Genomic DNA, 22,301 nt, shown 5'->3' with positions numbered 1-22,301 from the left:
AATTACCCCTAAATATTTAGAAAATTATACCCCTGTAAAAAGTGCTAAGCTATAAGTTTGTTCTGCAGGCAATGCTTTATAAAAAGTGAAGCCTCAGCACGAACAAACCTAATAACCAATTTAACCAACAATTATGAGTAAACTCTACATCCCAGGGAGAACAGGCACGCCGCCGCGTGTATATCTTTTTCCTAAGCTTTTATTATTACTCACTTGCTTCCTATTGACCACTTTGCATGTTTTTGCCCAGAGTAAAACCATTACCGGTGTAGTTACCGACGAAAGTAAACAGACCGTGCCCGGTGTATCGGTCACTGTAAAGGGGAGTAAAACCACTACGCAGACAGATGCGGATGGAAGGTTTAAAATCCAGGCATCAGCAACCGACCAGCTGGTGTTCAACTATGTGGGTTATGCTACGCAAAGCCTAACGGTTGGCGCACGTAATACAGTTAACGTGGTGTTAAAATCTTCTATTACCGGATTAAGCGATGTGGTAGTAGTGGGTTATGGCACCACCAAAAGGGCTGATCTTACGGGTGCCGTTGGTTCGGTAAACATGAAAGATCTGGAACAGGCTCCTGTTAAATCGTTCGATCAGGCGCTTGCCGGACGTGTGGCGGGGGTTCAGGTATCAACCAATGACGGACAACCTGGCGCAACGGCAAATATTGTGATCCGTGGAGCGGGATCCATCTCTCAGGATAATTCACCATTGTATGTAATCGATGGATTCCCATCCGAAGATGCCAATGCCAACTCCATTAATCCTTCAGATATCGAAAGTATAGATGTATTAAAAGATGCTTCAGCCACCGCGATTTATGGTGCACGTGGATCGAACGGTGTGGTATTGATTACCACTAAGAGAGGTAAGGCGGGTAAACCGCAACTGAGCTACAATGCCTATTACGGTACGCAAAAATCGCCCGATAAAATTCCGGTGATGAATGCCTTTGAGTTTGTGAAATACGTGAAGGAGCTGAATCCTGTTTTTGCTGATTCGGTTTATTTAAAAAACGGCGTGACCATAAACGATTACCAGAATGTATCGAGCCTGGACATGCAGGATTATATTTTCCAGAACGGACAGAACCAGAACCACGATATTGCCTTAAGGGGTGGGAACGATAAAACCACCTATTCGATTTCCGGCAACTACAATAACCAGAAAGGGATTGTAAAATACAGTGGTTTTAAACGTTATCAGGGCCGTTTTGTACTCGACCAAACGGTTACGGATAAATTAAAAGCGGGTATAAACGTAAATTATGCCTACAGCGAAACTTTCGGAACGCCAATATCCGCAACCAATTTTTATGCTTCTTCGGTGCTGTTGTATTCGGTTTGGGGATACCGCCCGGCCGCGGCGATTTCGGGCAGGGATCAGAATACCGATCTGCTCTATTCTTTTTACGACCCTACAAATGAGCTCGCGAATAATCAGGATTACCGGGTAAACCCCTTAATCAGTTTGGAAAACCAGAAAACCATGTACAAAGCTACAACGATGGTGGCCAATGGTTATGCGGAATATGCTTTTACACCCAAATTAAAACTGAGGGTAGCTGCGGGCTTTACCAATGCCAATACCGAAACCAATATTTTTAATAATGCTTTAACACAATCGGGCAGTAAATGGAACTCATCAGGACCAAACGGAACCTATGCTACCAGTCCGGCTTTTAACTGGTTAAATGATAATACGCTAACCTATAAAAATACTTTTAACAAAAACCACAACCTTACCGTTTTGGCAGGTTACTCCGCACAGCGGAGTAAAAACTCCTACCGGTCGATTTATGCCTCGCAGATTACCAACGAAAGTTTAGGTATCGATGCCCTGGATTTAGTGCCTGCGGCCAATACGGTGGTAAATTCGCGCAGTTCGGTTTGGACGCTGCAATCGTTTCTGGGCAGGTTGAATTATGATTTTAAAGGCAAATATTTATTGACCGCCAGTTTCAGGGCCGATGGATCGTCGAAATTTGCGCCGGGCAAACGTTGGGGCTATTTTCCTTCGGCATCGGCAGGATGGCGTTTCAGCCAGGAATCTTTCCTAAAAGATGCTACCTGGTTATCTGATGGTAAACTGCGTATCGGTTATGGCGAATCGGGAAACAACCGTGTGGGCGATTTTGCCTACCTGCCACAGCTAAACTTGGGCAATACGCAATATTGGTATTCGTTTAACGGTAAACCGGTAGCCATTGGTTCGGTAATTACCGCATCCGGAAATTACGATCTGCAGTGGGAAACCAATACACAGACCAATATCGGTTTGGACCTGAGTTTCTTTAAAAACCGTTTGGGTTTAACGGCCGATGTGTATAAAAGGGTAACTAACGATTTATTGCTGAATGCCCAGTTGCCTTATGCAAGCGGGGTGCAGAGTGGGACGGGTTTTAAAAACATCGGAAGTTTAGAAAACCGAGGTTTAGAGATTACCTTGAACAGTACGAATATCCAGACCAAAAATTTCCGCTGGACGAGTAATTTCAACATCAGTTTTAACAAAAACAAAATTTTAGAATTAACCGAAGGGCAGAATTCATTGCTTGCCGGTTCTGGAACATTTTTTAATACCACCTATACCAGTTTATCTCCATATATCTCTGTAAAAGGCCGTTCGGTTGGGGAGATGTATGGACTGATTTTCGATGGGGTTTATCAATATGGCGATTTTGATAAAATGCCAAATGGAACGTTTTTGTTAAAACCAAATATTACCACCAATGGCTCAACCCGGGCATCTATTCAGCCAGGTGATATCAAATACAAAGATTTAAACGGCGATTTAGTGGTAAACAATAACGATTATACCATAATCGGCAGGGGTTTGCCGATTCACACGGGTGGTTTTAGCAATAACTTCAGCTATAAAAACTGGGATTTAGGAGTTTTCTTACAATGGTCGTACGGCAATAATATCATCAATGCGAACCGCTATGTTTTTGAGGGCGGTATCGTAACCAACCCGAACCTGAACCAATACGCCTCCTTCCAAAACCGTTGGACGCCAGCTAATCAAAATAACGATTTATTTAGGGCGGGGGGAATGGCTGCGGCGAATTACTCTTCCCGGGTAGTAGAAGACGGATCGTACCTGCGATTAAAAACCGTTCAGCTGGGTTATAATTTCTCTAATAAAATCGTTAAAAGTATTGGCATGTCAAAACTGCGTTTAAATGCATCGGCACAAAACCTGTTAACTCTTACCGGTTATTCGGGCCTGGATCCTGAGGCCTCATCAAGACCGAGCAACCTTACCCCGGGATTCGATTATGGAACCTATCCGCAATCGTTCACGATAACCTTTGGTTTAAACGCGACATTTTAATCACCATTAAAAGATAAGACAATGAAAAATAAATATATTCTGGCTTTTTTATTTGTGATGGGGTTATCATCATCATGCAAAAAATTCTTAGACACCGAACCAACAGATTTCTACAGCCCCTCAAACTATTACGAAACGGCAGATCAATTGCAGGTAGCGCTTAATGGCATATACAGCAATATGATGTACGAGCGGATGTACGGCCAGGTATTGAACTTTAATTTTGTAAGTGCAACCGACGAAATGTTGCCCAACCGCCCGGTAAACGGGGAGGCTCGTGGCCTTTATTATTCGTACGATGCAGGGCATGCTTACGTAGCCGATGTTTGGCGCTGGCCATATCTGGGTATCAACAACGCCAATGTACTGATCGATAATATCAATAAACCAACGATGGATGAAAAACAGCGTGGTTATATTAAAGGTCAGGCTTTGTTTTTAAGGGCCTACAATTACTTCATTCTCACCACTAATTTTGGTGAGGTTCCGCTCATCCTCCATAGTCCGGGTATTGCGGAGACCAATATTCCGGCCTCATCTCAGGCGGCTGTTTATGCACAGATTGTTGCCGATTTAAAAGAGGCCGAAACTTTGCTGCAAGGTAGAACTGCAGCCAGTTTAGGTTATAACGATCAGGTAACCATTACTGCGGTACAGGCCATGTTGGCGCGTGTGTACCTGTATTGGGCAGGATACCCTACAAATGACGCCACAAAATATGCCGATGTGATCATATATGCCGATAAAGTAATCAATTCAGGGCTTCATGCTCTAAATCCGGATTACAAGCAGGTTTTTATCAATCTGTGTCAGGATAAATATGATGTAAAAGAAGATATTTTAGAATGGGGATCAGCGGGTGCTGCAGCAGGAGTAACGAATAAAACCGGGAACGACATTGGAAACTTTGTGGGGATCCAATCTGCCATCCTTACCGTAAACGGAGTTTTCGATCCAGCCTCTTATGCAGCGGTTGGATGGGTTCAGACGACGAAAAAATTATTTGACAGTTATGAGGTTGAGCCCACCAGTACCCTGGTAAACAAAGCATCGCTGGATACAAGGAGAGACTGGAACTGTGCTGATTTCATCTGGACCGTAAATACAACAACCGCTGTGAGGAGTAAAACAGAAAAGCCCAATCCATGGCAGATGATGTGTGGGAAATTCCGTCGTGAATATAGTCCGGAGGCTTCAAGGAATCTGGGGACCTATAATATCAATTGGCCGGTAATCCGCTATTCGGATGTATTATTGATGAAAGCGGAGGCCGAAAACCAGGTGAACGGCCCCACAGCCGCGGCTTATGATGCCATTAACCAGGTGAGGAAAAGAGCTTATGGAACCATGTACGGCAATATTGTAAAAAATATCACTGTGGTAACAGGAGGTTCGGGGTATAGTGCTGCCAATCCTCCGGTGGTAACGATTAGCGGTGGTGGTGGCTCGGGTGCCACTGGAGTTGCGGTGGTTTCTACCGCAGGTGTGGTTACGGGTATTAAATTAACCAACAGAGGTAACTTAACCGCTGCAGGACCTTATTTTAGCAGTGCGCCAACCGTTAGCATTGCCGCACCAGCAACAGGTGTTACTGCAACAGCTACCGCGACCATCACTAATGGAAATGAATATCTGTTAACACCAGGGTTAAATAAAGCGGATTTTCAATTGACGATCAGAGATGAGCGTATGCGCGAATTATGCTTCGAGGCATATCGCAAAGCCGACCTTATCCGTTGGGGAAATTTTGTGGGCGATATGCAAAGCTTCGCCAATTATGCGGTCGCCAATGGGGTGTCGGCAACAACCGGAAACGCGGTTGGTTATAGCGGGATTACCGGAATTACCCAAAGGCATGTGCTGCTTCCAAAACCAACCTACGAGTTGAACTTAAATAAGGCTTTAATTCAAAACCCGGGATATTAACTAACCACAAAAATGGAAATAAAGATGAAATATCTATTCAACATATGTTTGCTTGCGGCTTTATTTTTTACGGCCTGTAAAAAAGACCTTACTACCGATGCGCCAACTGCGGGTATTAACCTTACCAACGCACGTTCTACCATTGGTGATACGCTTGTTTTTAAATTGGGCGATACCTGCAGGTTTGCGCTTGATGGTTATGCCGATAACATTGCTTTTTGGGCTGGTACCATAGGCAATAAATACGAATTCCGTGATAGGACAATGGCGCAGGGCATACCTACCTTATCTTTTACCATTACTGCTCAATTTGGTACGCAAAGCAATACCTTACAGGTTTTGGCTACCAATAAATTGTCGTCGAGAGATTCGGCAACGGTAGTAAACGCCGCCTGGACAAACATTACCGACCGTACCCCTTTGGCTACCAGTGCCACTGCCGTAAATACAGGTAATGTGAATTTAGCTGATCTGGTAAGCGGTGTAAACGATTCGCTTTTTATTGCCTTCAAATATTCGGGCGTAACCGGCGCTACTCAGCGAACCTGGACGATTACAAATTATACGGTAAACAATGTATTGGGTGATTATAGCTTTAACTTAGGTTCATTGGTAAATGATAATGCCTATTGGACCCGCTATGGCAATGTTTGGACACCTGCCAATGCAAGGTGGGTGCCTACTACAACATCCTTAACCATTGTTGGCGGAGCAGCAACAGCGCCTACCAATACCAGCTGGATCGTAAGTAAAGCCTTGTATGTGGGCCGGGTTTCACCAGATATTTCTACTGCTACGGTTAAAAATATTACGGCATCGGCCACTACAGCCTATGCCTATAAATACCTCGCCGTGGGCAAATACAAAGCAACCTTTGTTGCGTACAATGTTAATCCCAACGAAAGTAAATCAACCCTAAAAGAATTTATTATCAAAGTGATCCAATAAGCAATAGTTGACTTGAAAAATGATCGTCAAAATAAATTATAAGAGATTTAAAATACTGCTCTCCCTGTACGTTTTGTGTTTTACTGCAGTTTCGGCCAACGCGCAGGAAGAACCTTATGCCGTAATTATGGGGCGGATTAACCTTGACCTGCAGGCGGGGGTAAATGATGGGGTACTGGTAAAAAGGATCAACAAAAATATGGTGTCTTTAAACGCAGATGGAAGTTGGGCCGATATCAATTATAGCGACGCCCAGTACGATCCTTTAAAGCGGATCAAGGATATGGCGATGGCTTATATCCGTCCATCGAATAAGCTTTACAATGATCGGGAGTTACAGGCATCAATTGTTAAATCTTTACAGAACTGGCTGGATAAAAACCCGAAGAACAAAAACTGGTGGTATAATGATATTTTTTATCCGCAGGCTATTGGGGAAACACTCCTGTTGATGCGTAGTGCAAAAACGCCGCTTCCCCAAGAACTGGAAAAGGCACTGATCAATAGAATGATCAGAAGGTTAAAAACCGGAGATGGGGCCAACACTTCTGATGAGGCATTACATTATCTGTACCGGGCCTGTTTAACCGAAAATAAAGCAACGCTTGATTCTGCCGCGAAATACCTGTTCGAACCCATTGCCATTGCGGATGGAAAAGAAGGTGTTCAGGCCGATGGAAGTTATTACCAGCACGGCAAACAACAGGCCATTGCCAGTTACGGGAGGGTATTTGCCGGTAATTCGGTTAACGCTGCATTTTATTTAAGAGAAACTGCCTATGCTTTACCAAAGGACCAGTTGGCGATTTTGGTCAGTTATTTAAAGAGCACCTTTCTTAAAACCGTAAGGGGCTCGTTCTATGATTTTAATGTACGTGGACGGGGGATCAGCCGTAAAGACTCCTTAAGCAGCGGCATGGGCGGAATGGTAAAGAAGATTAAACTTTTCGATCCTGAAAATGCAGCCTATTGGGAGGCTTCGGTTAAGCGTACCTCGGGGGCAGAATCTCCCGGTTATAAAATCACACCTGCGCACAACCAGTTTTGGAAGAGCGGTTATACCCTGCACCTTCGGCCAGCTTATACTTTTAGCGTGCAAACGGCATCAACCAGAACCTTACGGACCGAGCGTGGCAACAACGAAAATATATTGGGGAAATTTCTCCCCGATGGAGCTACCAATATCCAGCGCAGCGGATCGGAATATGCCAACCTGATGCCGGTTTGGGAATGGGATAAAATCCCGGGAACCACCAGCAGGGATTATCCGGATGACAATGGTGCAACCGTTTTAAAAGAATGGGGCATCCCCGGCACCACCAGCTTTGTGGGTGGGGTTAGTGATGGCGTTTATGGTGTATCGTGTTACGATTTAGATTACGATAGCGTGCAGGCAAAAAAAGCATGGTTCTTTTTTGATCGTGAAGTGGTTTGTTTGGGTGCCGGGATCAATAGCAGCGCAAAAGAAAATATCACCACCACAATCAATCAGGTTTGGTCGCGCGGTGATGTGTTTTCTTCAGATGGTGCACATAAAAATGGTAAAAGCGAGAGGTGGGCGATCCACGACAGTATTGGGTATATTTTTCCCCAAGGTGGGGATTTAAACATCAGCAACAAGGCCCAAAGCGGGAGCTGGTACAGGATCAACCATTTTCAAAGTAAAACCGAGGTAAAGCACGATGTATTTAAAATTTGGTTAAATCATGGTCAAAACCCCAAAAATGCCAGTTATCAGTATGTCGTTTTGCCGGGAATTGATGTTGCAGGCCTAAAAAAGTATAACCGGGGGATGGTGCAGATCTTAAAAAATACGGATGAGCTGCAGGCGGTCAAACATCATGGTCTGAATATGCTACAGGTTGTTTTTTATAAGGCAGGTACTTTATCGGCTGATGGGATAACGCTCAGTGTTGATCATCCCTGCACAGTTTACATCAAAGATCTAAATGGCAAAAGCCCTGTGTTGTATATTGCCGATCCGGCACAGGGAACCGATACGATCAAGGTGTCGCTAAAGTTGCCGGGATTACCGAAACCGAAAAATATAGATTGTAATTTGCCAACCGGTGCCCTTGCGGGCGCTACGGCAGATTTTAAAATTAAAGAATAATATACACTATTTAAATTATGAAAAAAATCAATTTTGTTGCCGCGTTACTATTGCTTGCGGGCCCGGGTACATTTGCCCAAACTGAAAGGAAACCGATGGCGCAGCTGATTAACGATGAATTTAAATTCGCCGTTGATCAATATAAAGTATTGGGTAAAAATATCCCCGAAGGGAAAACTCCTCAGACTTTCGAAAAAGGAAAACCTGTAAATTACGATATCAAATGGTGGTGCAGCGGCTTTTATTCCGGCAGTTTATGGTATATATACGAACAGACCAAAAACGCAGAGATTAAACAGGAAGCCGAAAAAGCTTTAAAAGTAATTGAACCAAACCAAACGTACACCGGAAACCACGATTTAGGTTTTATGATGTACTGCAGTTTTGGAAACGCCTACCGGTTAACAGGCAAGCCTGAATATAAAGCGGTGATTCAGCGTTCGGCCGAATCGCTGGCCACCCGTTACCGGCCGGTGGTAAAATCGATCCAATCGTGGAACAAGAGTAAATTATGGGAATGCCCTGTAATTATCGATAACATGATGAACCTCGAAATGATGAACTGGGTAAGTGACAATGGTGGCGATAAAAAGTATAAAGAAATTTCGGTTATCCATGCCAATACCGCTTTAAAAAACCATTTCCGTCCTGATTTCAGTTCTTTTCATGTGGTCGATTATAACCCTGAAACCGGAGCGGTAATCAGAAAAGCAACCTGGCAGGGTGCAGCAAACTGTTCGGCATGGTCGCGTGGGCAGGGCTGGGCTTTATATGGTTACACCATGATGTACCGTTTTACCAAAGATCCGGTCTATTTGAAACAAGCAAAAGGTATAGCGCATTTTATCCTGAATCATCCAAACCTTCCTGCAGATAAGATTCCTTTCTGGGATTTCGACGCACAGGGAATTCCTTTTGCCAAACGTGATGCTTCTGCGGGTGCGCTAATGGCTTCTGCATTGCTGGAACTTGGACAGTACACTTCGGGAAGTGAAAAAACCGAATTTAAATCAGCGGCCGAAACCATGATCTATTCCCTGTCCAGTAGCGAATATCACGCAAAGTTAGGTGAAAACGGAGGCTTTTTGCTGATGCACAGCACAGGTGCTTACCCGCTAAACAGTGAAATTGATGTACCTTTAATTTATGCCGATTATTATTATTTAGAAGCATTGGCCAGGTATAAAAAATGGTATTTATAGAAGCTATTAAATGTGAGGTTAATTGCTTTATAGAAGTAGCCAAAACTTACAATAAATCTTAGTTTTTTATTTGGAAATGAGGGGGGCAGCAGTGCTTCGGGAACAGCAGTCCCGTTATTCGCTTTATCCCGATGGAAAAATCGGGATGCACGCTTCTACCGGGTTTATTGAAATGGGCTTGTTAAAAAAAATTGTTGGTTAAACACCAATTTTTAATAGTGATGTATGCCATGCCACCTAGACCCGATAGCTATCGGATGGAGTGGACACGAGCCCGATTTTTATCGGAGGAGTAATGGAAAGCGGGAAGAAACCTGAATAATTGCACAAAAGCCGCTCTCCAAATAATTTAAAATAACCTGAGTTAGCTACTAACTCACATATTTAACGAAAATGAAATATAAAATATTTTTTTCTGTCCTTCTGGTATTTTCGCAATTGGCAAACGCACAAAAGAAACCGACAACCGGTGCCGAAGACCGTGCTTTCTGGGTAAAAACCTTAAACCGTATTGCCTATCCGGTGATCCACAACCTGGCCAACGAAACTTTAAAAAAGAACATGCCTTTGGAGAAAGCACCTGGTTATGGTTTAAACGTAGCCAAAGTTACTTATCTGGAAGCTTTGGGCCGTACCATTGCCGGCGTGGCCCCCTGGCTGGCCTTACCTGATGACGATACTGCTGAGGGCAAGCTCAGAAAAACCATGCGCACCGAACTTTTAAAGGCTTTGGCCAATTCGGTCAACCCTGAAAGTCCGGATTATATCAGCTACCGTTCCGAAAGCCAGCCTATTGTTGATGCTGCTTATGTGGCCCATGCTTTTCTCCGCGCACCAAAAGCCCTGTGGGAGCCCCTCGATGAAATCACTAAAAAAAGATTTATAGAAGAATTTAAATCCCTGCGCACTAGAAGTGGTGCCTATAATAACTGGTTGTTGTTTTCGGGTTTAACAGAAGGGTTTTTGTTGAGCATTGGTGAGCAGTACGATCCTGCCCGTGTTCAGTTCTCGATCAATAAAATGAAAGAGTGGTATGTGGGCGATAGCTGGTACAGTGACGGCGAAAAATTTAGTATGGATTATTACAATTCTTACGTAATCCATCCCATGCTGGTTGACCTTTTAAAAGTGCTGGTTGATAAAAAAAGAGCACAGCAGGCGGATTATGATCTTGCACTGAAAAGAATGGTGCGTTATTCAGAGTATTTGGAAAGGATTATCTCACCTGAAGGAACCTATCCCGCTTACGGTCGTTCGATTACTTACCGTACAGCTGCTTTTCAGGCATTGGCGCAAACAGCCCTGATGGAAAAACTGCCTGAATACGTGAAACCAGCACAGGTTCGTGGTGGCCTAACCGCGGTGATGCATAAATTATATGATGGTAATCAGAATTTTGATGTTAAAGGCTGGTTGGTGCTGGGCTTTAACGGCCACCAACCAGAAGTAGCAGATACCTATACTTCTACCGGAAGTTTATATATGGCTACTTTGGGCTTTTTAACTTTAGGTCTGCCTGCCGATAATAAATTTTGGACAGATGCCCCGGCACCATGGACCAGTTTGAAAGCCTGGAGCGGAGAAAGCGTAAAAAAGGATTATAAAGTTGAGTATTAATACAAATAATCAGTCTCGTATAAATATATTTGCCAATAGGATCCGATAGGAGTTCAGATCTTACGTCAAAACTCAATTTTTAACCAATGAATAAATTCGAAAGCCGTTACGCTCAAAGCCCTAAAGAAGTTAAAGAAATGGATACCGCTGCTTTGCGGGATAATTTCCTGATCGAAAATGTATTTGAGGCCAACCAGGTAAATTTAACCTTATCTCATTTTGACCGGTATATTGTAGGTGGTGCAATGCCTGTTGACCAGAAAATAGCACTTCCAAATCCAGATGATTTAAAAGCGACCTACTTTTTAGAACGCAGGGAACTGGGTATTATCAATGTTGGCGGAAAAGCATTCGTAACTGCCGACGGCGAAAAGTATGAATTGGATTATAAAGAAGCTTTGTACATCGGTAGAGGTGCAAAAGAAGTGTTTTTTGAGTCGGCCACCCCAGGTGAAGCAGCTAAATTGTACATCAATTCTGCCCCTGCGCACCATACTTATCCAAACAAAAAGGTAAGCAAAGCTGAAGCAGAAATTGTTGAATTGGGCACTCCGGAAACGGCTAACCACAGGATCATTAATAAATTATTGGTGAACAGTGTGTTGCCTACCTGCCAGTTGCAGATGGGTATGACCGAGTTAAAATCAGGCAGTGTTTGGAATACGATGCCAGCGCATACGCACGACAGAAGGATGGAAGCTTATTTTTATTTTGAAGTGCCTAAAGGACAGAGTGTTTGTCACTTTATGGGGCAACCACAAGAAACCCGCCACATTTGGATGCAAAACGATCAGGCCGTAATCTCACCGAACTGGTCTATCCACTCAGGAGCCGGTACAAGTAACTATACCTTTATTTGGGGCATGGCTGGCGAAAATCTGGATTATGGTGATATGGATCACTGTGCCATTACTGAACTAAAATAATTATTGTCATCTCGACTGGAGCATAGCGAAATGGAGAGATCTGTAGAATAGAACTTTAAAAAAAACATGTCGAACATATTTAATTTAGCAGGTAAAACTGCGTTAGTTACCGGTTGCAAAAGAGGCATTGGAAAAGCCATGGCTTTAGTGCTTGCTGAAGCAGGTGCCGATGTTATCGGTGTTTCTGCCAGCCTGGAGCTGGAAGGTAGCGCTGTAGAAAAAGAAATTGTAGCACTAGGCAGAAAATTTTATGCCTACCAGTGCGATTTCGGTAAACGCGAAAATACCCTGGCATTTGCCGCCCAGGTAAAAGCCGATCATCCGGTTATCGATATTTTGGTGAATAATGCCGGAACCATTTTACGTAAACCCATTGCCGAGCATCCGGATGAATATTGGGATGAAGTAATTGCGGTAAACCAAACTGCACCATTTATTTTAACCCGCGAAATTGGCCGTGAAATGATTGCCAGGGGTAGTGGAAAAGTGATTTTCACTGCATCCTTATTGTCGTTCCAGGGTGGCATTACCGTTCCGGGTTATGCAGCGAGTAAGGGCGCAATTGCATCTTTGACCAAAGCTTTTGCAAACGAATGGGCATCAAAAGGCGTAAATGTAAATGCCATTGCACCAGGTTATATTGCAACAGATAATACTTCTGCCTTACGCGAAGATCAGGATAGAAGCACATCTATATTATCCCGTATTCCAGCCGGAAGATGGGGAACACCAGAAGATTTTAAAGGACCGACATTGTTTTTGGCCTCAGCGGCCAGCGACTATGTTCACGGAACCATCTTAACCGTTGATGGCGGTTGGATGGGGCGTTAGGTTAGTTATGAGTTGGGAGTTTGGAGTGGTGAGTCGTATGTACTCAAAACTCCAAACGCCCAGCTTGTAAAAACTATACTGGCTTTTTATGCGCTTAGGACTCCAAACGCTCCCCGCCAAATCCCAAACGTTTAATAAAGATTATAAATCTCCTTAATATCCTTCAAAATCTTTTCGAAATCGATCTTAAGGTCAATTAAGCGACCGGTATGGATATCGAATACCCAGCCATGTACGGTTAGTCCGCGTGAGGTAACGGCTTCCTGAACGGCTGCGGTTTTTAACAGGTTTACACACTGCTCCTGAACGTTCAGCTCTACCAATCTGTTATAACGAAGACCTTCATCTTCGATGGCGTTTAGCTCATCTTTATGGATGCGGTATACATCCCGTATATTTCTTAACCAGGGATTTAAGATACCTAGATCCGCTGGTTGCATGGCTGCTTTAACGCCCCCACAGTTGTAATGGCCGCAAACCACAATATGGTTTACCTTTAAATGGCGTACGGCATAATTTAAAACCGTCATTACGTTTAAATCTACATTGTTTACCAGATTGGCCACATTGCGGTGTACAAAAGCCTGACCAGGCTGTATGCCCATTAAATCTTCGGCTGTAACACGGCTATCAGAACAGCCGATGTATAAAAATTCCGGGTTCTGCCCTTTAGATAATTCAGTGAAATAATCAGGATTGATGGCCAGTTTATCGGCGATCCATTTTTCATTGTTCTTAAAAACTTCTGCTACATTCATGCTTTTACTTTAAATAGAATTAGGGATATAAAATTGCAACCTGTGCTATATAGTGTTTATGCGGATATAAAACTAAAAAAAGAATCTCTGATTTCGGCAAGTTCTTCATCAGTAATTTTTGCGTCCGAATTGAAATACACATGACCTTTGTAATCCATCTCCATATAATTTGCCGTCATAAAAAAGGGCGTGGTAAACCCGTCAGGCAAATCGGCATCGGTACCAACCGCAATTAAATGTAAGGTTTTGCCTTTCAGGTTTCGGCCAACCTCCTTATTTAAGGTTACCCAATCTGTTAAGCGGTCGAAAAGGTTTTTCATTCTTCCGCTCATGGCATACCAGTATACGGGTGTTGCAAAAATAAGGTGTTTGTGGTAAAGGATTTCTTTGGCAAAGGTTTCAAAACGATCTTCGGCAGGGTATTGGTTTTCGTAGTTATAAGGAAGGAAATAATGCTCGAGTAAATTGATCTGATCAAAAGCTATTTCCTGAGTAAGTTGGGCGATATACTTTTGGGTATTTCCATTCAATCTGGCACTTCCATTGATAATTAAGATATCGGACATATTTGTGTTATTTGTTTAATCTAACACGTCTTGCTACCTAAATGTTTAATGGTTAGCCAGATATTGGGGTAAAAAACCCGCACAAAACATCACGAGCGTAATAAAGGCTAAAAAATATAAAAAGGGTCTTATATTGCCGATATTATTGCCATTCTTTAATACCAGCTGCCTCACTGCATCTGATGTGAGCAATAATATGCATATTATAAATACTAAGGCCAGTGCCATCCCCACGCCAATCCCGAATATTTCGGTTCCCTTTCTGGTGTGAAATACATTGAAAAAGTCGGATAGGAACAGTAAATTCCAGATGACAACGATGCCAACGGCAACCGGAATTTTAATGGGAAAACCGCTTTGTTGCTGAAGCTGATCGATCTCTAAGTCAATATAACTTGGGCTAGGGGCGATATGATTAAGGAAACCGGTCTGTTCAATTTCTTTCATCCGCTCTTCTGCATTTCCTAGAAAGGTAAAAAGGATTTCTTTATTGTATTTCTCAACCCGGTGGACAATCTGGATTGAACTACCTAATATGGAAGTGTGTGGTATCATGGAAATGATATCCGAGCGTTTAAAAACAAAATTACCTTTTATCGATGCGTTGAGTTCGAGTTTAAATTCGCTTACTTTTAAAGTAGCAAAAGGCCAGGTTGCTTTAAAGCCACCTATCCGTACACCGCCGGTTTCTTCAAATGTATCCATTTATAGAGCAATTAATTATCGAATATATTCTATTCATTTTGGATTGTTTACAATTGATCCGAATTTGCTGTGTGGATCAAAAAGCAAATCATTGTCCTTGTGTTTAACAGTAAGTGCAACCTTCTTTTTTCTTTTTAAATCAACCCGATATTTGCCGGATAATATGCTGTTTATGATTTTATCTTTAAAAGCTTGCTTATATACTGCACTACATCACTGCCTTAATTTTTCCAGTAGCTTTTTCATGTTTGCCAGCTGTAAGATGTTTTTAAATTCGGGCGTGTCAAAACCTCCCTTATCTACAACTTGCTTTAAACTTCTGTTAAAGCTTCTTACAGAAATACCCAGGTAGGCCGCCATATCTTCTTTTGAGATTGAAATGTGCTCATCGGCCTGTAGTTTGAGTAATTTTAAAAGTGCATATTCCAGCGTATACAACTGTTGAAAAGACGCACGTGTACTCGTTTGTATAATTCTTGTAGATAATTCCTGGAGTAATATTGTCGTAAATTCACTATTCTTGCTGATTAAAGAAAGAAAAAGATGATCAGGGATCACATAAGCGGTAACCTCGCTTATTGCGGCAACGTTACATAAACAGTTGATCTTTTTAATTGCCTCGATTTCCCCAACCACTTCGCCCTTGCCCAAAAACTCGATAATAAAATCTTTACCGTTCTCCTCAGAAATAAAACATTTGCTTATCCCGTCTTTAATGATGTAAATATTGTTGATTTTTTCGCCCTGTTCGATAAATCTATACCCGGCTTTGAAGCTTTTAAGCGTGATTTTTTCTGTTGCATTTTCTGAACAAAAACGTTCAATAAAAGATAGGAAGGTAAGGTTGGTCCGTAGCATATTGATGTAGTCGAGACAAATGTCCTTTTTTAACACTGCCTGTTAGGTTACTTTTGTGGCACTAAAGTAAGCATAACCATGAAAAATCAAATTACCGTAATTGCTTTTGATGCCGATGACACCCTTTGGGTAAATGAACCTTATTTCCGCGAAACAGAGGAGCAGTTTGCCGGTCTTTTAGAAGATTTTATGCCCCGTCACAGCATCCTGGCCGAACTTTATCAAACTGAGATTGCCAATTTACCGCTTTATGGTTATGGGATTAAAGGATTTATGCTGAGCATGATCGAAACTGCAGTACGGATCACTTCGGGGAAAATAGACCCCCTGATGGTGAGTAAGGCAATTGAGTTAGGGCAAGAAATGCTCAATAAACCGGTCGAACTGCTTGATGGGGTGGAAGCAGTATTAAAAGCCCTTCACGGAAAATACAGATTGGTGGTGGCCACCAAAGGCGATCTGCTCGATCAGCAGCGTAAGCTGACCAAATCGGGTCTCGACCATTATTTTCACCATATCGAAATCATGAGTGATAAACAGGAAAAGGATTATCAGAAACTGATTAAACACCTGGATTGTAAGCCTGAAGAATTTTTAATGCTGGGCAATTCCTTAAAATCGGATGTATTACCAGTGCTGAATATTGGCGGACATGCCGTCCATATCCCTTATCATACCACCTGGGTGCATGAGAGCATTGATCATACCATCGAACACCCCAATTTTTATCAGATGGAAAGCCTCTCCGAAGTTTTACCAAAATTAATTGAATGAAAGAAAAAATAGATATCAACACCTGGATCAGAAAAGATCATTTTAAATTTTTTAGCGCTTTTGAAGAACCTTTTTTTGGCGTAACCGTAGATGTAGACTGTACTGCTACCTATGAAGAGACAAAAGAACATAATGTTTCGTTCTTTCTGCTTTATCTTCACAAATCACTGCTTGCCGCAAACCAGATTGAGCCCTTTGGTTACCGGATTATCAATGGAGAAGTTTGGAAATACGATACCGTAAACGCTGCGGCCACCATTAATCGGCCAAACGGTACATTTGGATTTGGTTACATGGATTTCTACGAAGATTTCGAAGATTTTAGAACGGAAGCCAACAAAGAGATCGAAAAGGTACAGGCCACTACCGGTTTAATCCCTTCTTCCTCCGGACAAAACGTAATCCATTATTCGGCACTGCCCTGGTTAAATTTCACTTCCTTATCCCATGCCCGTAATTATTCTTATCAGGATAGCTGCCCGAAAATATCCTTTGGAAAGGTAAGGACCGAGGACGGAAGAAAAATAATGCCGGTTTCTATCCATGTAAACCATGCATTAATGGATGGATACCATGTGGCTCAGTTTGTAGATGTCTATCAGGATTTATTGAACAAAAAAGAATTATTTAGCTTAGCACTTTAAATAATTAAAGCTAAAGGATATTTAATATTCGGTTAATATTAGGAATTTAATTTCGGCGATGTTTATCACTGCCGTTATTATTCCGTTCTATATTTTAGCCATTATGGCCATGTGTTATATGGATACTGTGTTTAAGGCTTTTATGTTTTTTGTACTGTTGCTTGTTGCCACTTTTGTACTGTTCCTGTTCATCAGTTATCCCATGCAATCGGCTTTTACCGTTATCTGTTTAATGGCGATGTTTGCTTTTAAATTTAAAGATTAAAGAGCAATTTTTATTAAAAAGATCAATTATCATTTGCATTCGAGAAAGTATTTGCTATTTTTGCTGCACAAGCCGGAAAGCTTGTTTCAATAATTGGTCTGCTTATTCTAAAGTTGATTATTGAACATTCAAAATCTGGGGGATTAGCTCATTTGGCTAGAGCGCTTCGCTGGCAGTGAAGAGGTGATCGGTTCGAATCCGATATTCTCCACGGGTACCCGTAATACTACTGATAGTCAGTGTTTTAACGAGTTAAATGGCGTCTACTCAGCCAAAACTCAGCCCCAGAAAAAAGAGAGGTCAAATAATATTGCATTCTCCACAAAAAACCATCAAATAACTACAGATAAGTTATTTGATGGTTTAAAAAATCCAATCTCCGATAAAATTCCACCACGAAATAGAACTTTGAGTTCTATGAAAATTCCGGACTTGCCCTATACCATTCCAAGATTATTTAAAGGAAAAAAGATTGAATCTGTTCCTAAAGGTAGCACCTGGGCTAAAGAAGAAGCCCTCCAGAGCTGGTATGATCCGGGCAAGGTCAGATATTGATCGGTTGCAAAAAGGGGACAATCAAGTTCATGATTACCCCCCTTATCTAAATTAATGCTCTCTGGCTTTCGCCGGATGTAAGGCTCTCACCCCTTACCTCGCAATTATAAGCATTTTACTAAAATTTCCAATACAATCGCTTGTAAATATTAATTTAATTTTACCCGTATGAATATAGCGTGGTGCGGGATTTTTATTTTTGAACCGGATATTTATATATATGTTTTCTGTCCATCAAAATTTATCGGCTCATATTTAAGTAGACAGTCCCCCTTTGCATAGGCTCACAATGTTTGGCTAAAAAAAATGTTTATAGTTGCCTCTTTTTTCAAGAGTATTTACCGGCCGTATTTATTGGGCTTTTAACATATCACTATATGGGACTGGAATGTTTATGTCGAAATAATTTGCCCCTTTAAAATAACGGTCAATACCGTTCAAGAATGTTATCCTGACTTGTTTTTTTATGTTTTTTTCAATCTGTTGCAGCTCTTTTGCTGAAATAAGGGAAGTGTTTTGAACAACAAAATCCATTTCGAGGGGGATACCTTTTCCATCGACCTTCATGTAAATTGTTAACCTGTCATTCATCCCCTGTGGCATTTCTTTTAGTTTACCCGAAGAAATCGCATCTGCGCATATTTTGTAAACAAGCTTCTTGTCGAAGGTCATATTATAGCTTACTTTAAAATCGGATGGCAGATTTGGTGCAGATTGTTTTACACTTCCAAATTTATTGGCTGAATTCTTAATTTCAGTGTAACGCCCTGCGCTTTTCGAGATGTTGTAGGTTTCTGTCCCTAAACTCACTTTATTACTTGAGATCTTTGCAACTGGTTCTTGTGCTACGCAAGCGGAGAATAAAAGGATGATTATTGAAAATGTGGTTATAATATTTTTCATCTTATTTACAGTTGGTGGTTGAGAATAAATTTAATAACGTAGTCGGGTTCATATCTAATTTGATGTTTCCCATACCGGCATATCCAGAATACTGTTGGAATTTTCCCATAAAGTAAAAGTATTTACCATCCAGATCGTTGAACGTTTTGGGATATTTAGTATTGTTAGCTGTTATGGTATTCAACCAATCTACGTATTCCTGCTTAATGGCTGTAGGCACATTACTGTTTTGCAGAGCATCTTGACTGCTTCTGTCTCTAATTATATCTTGGAATAGCGCAGTCTCAAACTCAGTATTTATAAAACCATCAGGATACGTAATGTTTGATGAGTTCGGTCCGTGTGGTGCATACTGTGTTGTGCCGCCCGGGATCATCTGATCCTGAAAGGCATGAAAGAATTCATGTTCAAAAGTATTGGTTAATGTAATAGCTAAATCATCCTTAAAGATTATACTTTTATTGGATGGGTTATATTTTTGCATTACGGAAGAGTTTGCATCTGTACAGAATGCGATTTTTACATTATTGGTTACCAAGAGGTTAAATTGTTTCTTGTGCAGGCAGGCCCATTCGCTGTTTATTTCCACAGACAAATAACTGTCAACAGTAGTGGATAAGCTTGCCAGTTGAGTGCCGTTTAAACAGGTTGTTCCAAGTATTTTTGATAACTCACTTATTCCTCCTGGTCCCCCATAATCGGGATTCCCTTCAGCGGTTCCGCTTCCCGATCCGCTTCCATTACCGCTGCCGCTGCCCTGTCCACTGCCCTGCCCCGTCGATACCCCGGCAGGGCAGGTATGGCTGATATAGGTATATGTCACGTGTGTCACGCACCCATCTACAGATGTTTCTTCCATATATGCCTGAATTAGGCAGTCAGGCGCCAGATTGGGCGGCATGTTGAAATATTCTTTGACCGGGGGGGCGCATGATCCGGAACTTGCCGTTGCAGATCTTAATTGTGCGTTTGCCTTAGCTGATGTCATCGCTTTAGCCGAAAAATTCTCTATCTTGACACGTGAAGCCTGCTTCTTACCGTTGAGAAAATGCACACTGGAGATAAACCTGTAATTTATATCATATCTGATAATACCACCATTAAAGCCCTCCAGCCTCTGTCCATCATAATTTTTCAACAATTGGTCAATATGGTCCGAAACATTATAGGTCCTTCCGATAAATTCTATGATATTCCCATCATCGACACTGGATGAAGATGAGTTAAAAACGAAGAACCTGCGGATGGTAAATTCTTTGTTTCCAACATATCTCTCAGGGGCAGGAACGATTAATAACTCCTTTCCGGAAGAAGACCTCAATGAATAAGCATCTGACCATTGCGGTTTTAACAGTCCAGAATTACCTGAGGCTATAAATAGGCGGTTTTCAAGATGCTGTAATCTCCAGATCTTAGCGGATTCTATCTGCTGGGATGGGACATTTTCCCGGTCATGTAAGTAATTATCAATATTTTTTCTGCATGCAAACAGAAACAGACAGGCACCAAAAAGTGCCGTGAGAATGAAGAGGGCGTTTTTATTCATAGTTGGTTAGAAATGTAATTTACATGTAGTCTAAGCAAGGTAAGAATAGTTAATCTAAAATCCAAATTTCATGTTTCAGGAAAATCATGTGCTGGTTTTTGATACTTAAATGTGTTAAGATTCATATAGAAATGTCAATGTAAAGCCCTGTTAGGCTAACTTTTAAGGTAATATCTTTTTTGCAGGCAACGGATGGTTGGGGATGCTATTATAATAAGTTGTCCATAAAGCTTCTGCAATTTATATAATTAGCTGTTTTTTGGCATGTTGTTATATTATATTTTTCCAGAGGTTTCAGAAGCCTTTGGTATGTGAAAATCGATACTTTATTTGGGATATTTGTTTAGTTGGGGATTAAATTATTATATTTCCTGTCTAAAAAAATGCTGAATCTCAACTCTATGCGAAAAACCTCTTCCTTACTAACTTTACAGTTTATCCTTTCACAGCGGGTCATTAATTTTGTATAGTTCAAAACTAAGACAGATCTTTTTTGAGAAAAAAGAAGTCTTCTGCGTTATAATCATTGTTTCAATTATTCTAGGGTTGTTTTACAGGACTTTTGGGTTCGAGTTTTTGATCGGGTGGGACGACCAGTGGTTTGTTACAAACCATTACACTGAGAATGGTTTTACCTTAGATAACATCTGGAGTATTCTGACAGATTATTACTATGGACAATACGCTCCGGTCAACCAGTTCTATTATACTTTTTTATACTCCATATTTAAATTCAATGCCGGTTATTATCATCTGGTAAGTGTGCTGCTTCATTGCATAAATTCAGCTATAGTTTTCTTTTTAGTGAAGAATGTCGCACAGGATACCACAAATTTTGAAGAAAAGAGTGGGGTATTAGTTGGATTACTAACTGCGGTAATGTTTGCCATCATGCCTGTCAACCTTGAGCCCGTTGCATGGGTCGCCGCCTCTAAGGTATTACTATATGCGCTGTTCTACCTTTTGGCAATGAGGTCTTATAGGTGCTATATCTTGTCTGGCAAACAAAAATTTTTTTACCATACGTTGGTCTTTTTTGTGGTATCATTTGGGGCAAAGGAACAAGCCGTGATATTTCCGCTTACTATGCTACTTCTTGATTATATTTACGGAAGAAAATTCTTGTCATCTTCAGTTTGGCTGGAGAAAATCCCTTTTTTCTTATTGTCTATTATCTTTGGGTTGACGACCATTGATTCTCAGAAAGTTGATGACATCCAGGTATTTTATACGATATATCAGCGCGTACCTTTGTTTTTTTACACGGTAAGCGAATACTTTACCAAATGTATTCTCCCTATAAATATTTCTTACTTATATCCGTTTCCGTTTCAGGTGACAGATGATGTGCCAAACTGGGTGTGGTTCCAAACCATTGCATTTCCCATTTTGATTTATTGCTTTTGGCGTTCATTTAAGAAGAAATGGATAATTTTCGGTCTGGGATTTTTCTTTATCCATATCGCTTTGGTAAGCAACCTATTTTCGCTTGCTAGATTTGCCGTTGTTGCGGACAGATACGTTTATATAGCTTCTATTGGCGTTTGTTATCTGGTATCGTGCTCGTTGGTTGTCCTTTATAAGAGAGTAAAAACCCGTAAGATTTTAGTCTGTTTATGGATATTATATCTCGGATACCTGACAACCTATTCCGGCAGTCATTTATCCGTTTGGAGGAATGTTTCCACATTAAAGAAAAAACTTAAATCAACAATTAGAAATAGAGCCGATTACCGTGAACTTCAGCTAATGGGAAAATAGAGCTGAAAGATGTACTGATTTGATGTAGTCTAATTTTTGATCGAATTGATCATGCTTGACAAC

General features: G+C 41.4%; 19 protein-coding genes and 1 tRNA gene. 14 read left to right on the top strand and 6 right to left on the bottom strand.

The window, feature by feature from the left end:
* Positions 1–133 precede the first annotated feature (133 nt).
* The 8 genes from AC04Q1_RS05860 (at position 134) to AC04Q1_RS05825 (ending at position 12,903) form a co-directional block, all read left to right on the top strand.
* The gene (locus tag AC04Q1_RS05860) at positions 134–3,340 is read left to right on the top strand and encodes a SusC/RagA family TonB-linked outer membrane protein (protein ID WP_478362726.1); all 3,207 of its coding nucleotides are present in this window, start codon (positions 134–136) and stop codon (positions 3,338–3,340) included.
* Positions 3,341–3,361: 21 nt separating this feature from the next.
* Complete coding sequence (locus AC04Q1_RS05855; protein WP_478362724.1) at positions 3,362–5,266, top strand: RagB/SusD family nutrient uptake outer membrane protein; 1,905 nt, start codon at positions 3,362–3,364, stop codon at positions 5,264–5,266.
* Positions 5,267–5,290: 24 nt separating this feature from the next.
* Entirely contained in the window at positions 5,291–6,214 is a 924-nt protein-coding gene (locus AC04Q1_RS05850; RefSeq protein ID WP_478362722.1) for a DUF5017 domain-containing protein, read from the top strand.
* Between the two features lie 19 nt (positions 6,215–6,233).
* A complete protein-coding gene (locus AC04Q1_RS05845) occupies positions 6,234–8,327 on the top strand; it encodes a polysaccharide lyase 8 family protein (RefSeq protein WP_478362719.1) in 2,094 nt (697 codons plus the stop codon).
* Between the two features lie 17 nt (positions 8,328–8,344).
* Positions 8,345–9,529 carry a glycoside hydrolase family 88 protein gene (locus tag AC04Q1_RS05840; RefSeq protein ID WP_478362717.1) on the top strand — a complete coding sequence of 395 codons (1,185 nt, stop codon included), beginning with the start codon at positions 8,345–8,347 and terminating at the stop codon, positions 9,527–9,529.
* A 393-nt stretch (positions 9,530–9,922) separates the two neighbouring features.
* Complete coding sequence (locus AC04Q1_RS05835) at positions 9,923–11,146, top strand: DUF2264 domain-containing protein (RefSeq protein ID WP_478362715.1); 1,224 nt, start codon at positions 9,923–9,925, stop codon at positions 11,144–11,146.
* 86 nt (positions 11,147–11,232) lie between these two features.
* A complete protein-coding gene (kduI, locus tag AC04Q1_RS05830) occupies positions 11,233–12,072 on the top strand; it encodes a 5-dehydro-4-deoxy-D-glucuronate isomerase (protein WP_478362713.1) in 840 nt (279 codons plus the stop codon).
* 66 nt (positions 12,073–12,138) lie between these two features.
* Entirely contained in the window at positions 12,139–12,903 is a 765-nt protein-coding gene (locus AC04Q1_RS05825; protein ID WP_478362711.1) for an SDR family NAD(P)-dependent oxidoreductase, read from the top strand.
* A 131-nt stretch (positions 12,904–13,034) separates the two neighbouring features.
* Here the strand turns inward: AC04Q1_RS05825 and AC04Q1_RS05820 are convergent, their stop codons facing one another.
* The 4 genes from AC04Q1_RS05820 to AC04Q1_RS05805 all read right to left on the bottom strand — a co-directional run bounded on the left by AC04Q1_RS05820 (position 13,035) and on the right by AC04Q1_RS05805 (position 15,790).
* Entirely contained in the window at positions 13,035–13,661 is a 627-nt protein-coding gene (locus tag AC04Q1_RS05820; RefSeq protein ID WP_478362709.1) for a carbonic anhydrase, read from the bottom strand.
* Positions 13,662–13,717: 56 nt separating this feature from the next.
* Entirely contained in the window at positions 13,718–14,227 is a 510-nt protein-coding gene (locus tag AC04Q1_RS05815; RefSeq protein WP_478362707.1) for a flavodoxin family protein, read from the bottom strand.
* A 45-nt stretch (positions 14,228–14,272) separates the two neighbouring features.
* The gene (locus tag AC04Q1_RS05810; RefSeq protein ID WP_478362705.1) at positions 14,273–14,932 is read right to left on the bottom strand and encodes a hypothetical protein; all 660 of its coding nucleotides are present in this window, start codon (positions 14,930–14,932) and stop codon (positions 14,273–14,275) included.
* A gap of 213 nt (positions 14,933–15,145) precedes the next feature.
* Entirely contained in the window at positions 15,146–15,790 is a 645-nt protein-coding gene (locus AC04Q1_RS05805) for a Crp/Fnr family transcriptional regulator (RefSeq protein ID WP_478362703.1), read from the bottom strand.
* 78 nt (positions 15,791–15,868) lie between these two features.
* On the opposite strand from AC04Q1_RS05805, the gene AC04Q1_RS05800 reads away from it, so the two are divergent.
* The 5 genes from AC04Q1_RS05800 (at position 15,869) to AC04Q1_RS05780 (ending at position 18,028) form a co-directional block, all read left to right on the top strand.
* A complete protein-coding gene (locus AC04Q1_RS05800) occupies positions 15,869–16,564 on the top strand; it encodes an HAD family hydrolase (protein WP_478362702.1) in 696 nt (231 codons plus the stop codon).
* Complete coding sequence (locus AC04Q1_RS05795; protein ID WP_478362700.1) at positions 16,561–17,208, top strand: CatA-like O-acetyltransferase; 648 nt, start codon at positions 16,561–16,563, stop codon at positions 17,206–17,208. The genes AC04Q1_RS05800 and AC04Q1_RS05795 overlap by 4 nt, the downstream gene beginning before the upstream one ends.
* Before the next feature lie 58 nt (positions 17,209–17,266).
* Complete coding sequence (locus AC04Q1_RS05790) at positions 17,267–17,473, top strand: hypothetical protein (protein WP_478362698.1); 207 nt, start codon at positions 17,267–17,269, stop codon at positions 17,471–17,473.
* Between the two features lie 137 nt (positions 17,474–17,610).
* Positions 17,611–17,684 (top strand) — tRNA-Ala (locus AC04Q1_RS05785).
* A gap of 206 nt (positions 17,685–17,890) precedes the next feature.
* Positions 17,891–18,028, top strand: a complete 138-nt coding sequence (locus AC04Q1_RS05780) for a hypothetical protein (protein ID WP_478362696.1) — start codon at positions 17,891–17,893, stop codon at positions 18,026–18,028.
* 351 nt (positions 18,029–18,379) lie between these two features.
* Here the strand turns inward: AC04Q1_RS05780 and AC04Q1_RS05775 are convergent, their stop codons facing one another.
* The gene (locus AC04Q1_RS05775; protein ID WP_478362694.1) at positions 18,380–18,931 is read right to left on the bottom strand and encodes a hypothetical protein; all 552 of its coding nucleotides are present in this window, start codon (positions 18,929–18,931) and stop codon (positions 18,380–18,382) included.
* A 1-nt stretch (position 18,932) separates the two neighbouring features.
* Positions 18,933–20,477: a hypothetical protein gene (locus AC04Q1_RS05770; RefSeq protein ID WP_478362692.1), complete on the bottom strand. Its 1,545-nt coding sequence runs from the start codon at positions 20,475–20,477 to the stop codon at positions 18,933–18,935.
* Between the two features lie 804 nt (positions 20,478–21,281).
* Between AC04Q1_RS05770 and AC04Q1_RS05765 the strand changes: the two genes are divergently transcribed.
* Positions 21,282–22,238 carry a hypothetical protein gene (locus tag AC04Q1_RS05765; protein ID WP_478362690.1) on the top strand — a complete coding sequence of 319 codons (957 nt, stop codon included), beginning with the start codon at positions 21,282–21,284 and terminating at the stop codon, positions 22,236–22,238.
* Positions 22,239–22,301: the final 63 nt, after the last annotated feature.

This window comes from Pedobacter humicola (assembly GCF_056490705.1).
This window is presented reverse-complemented; position numbering and strand designations above follow the sequence as displayed.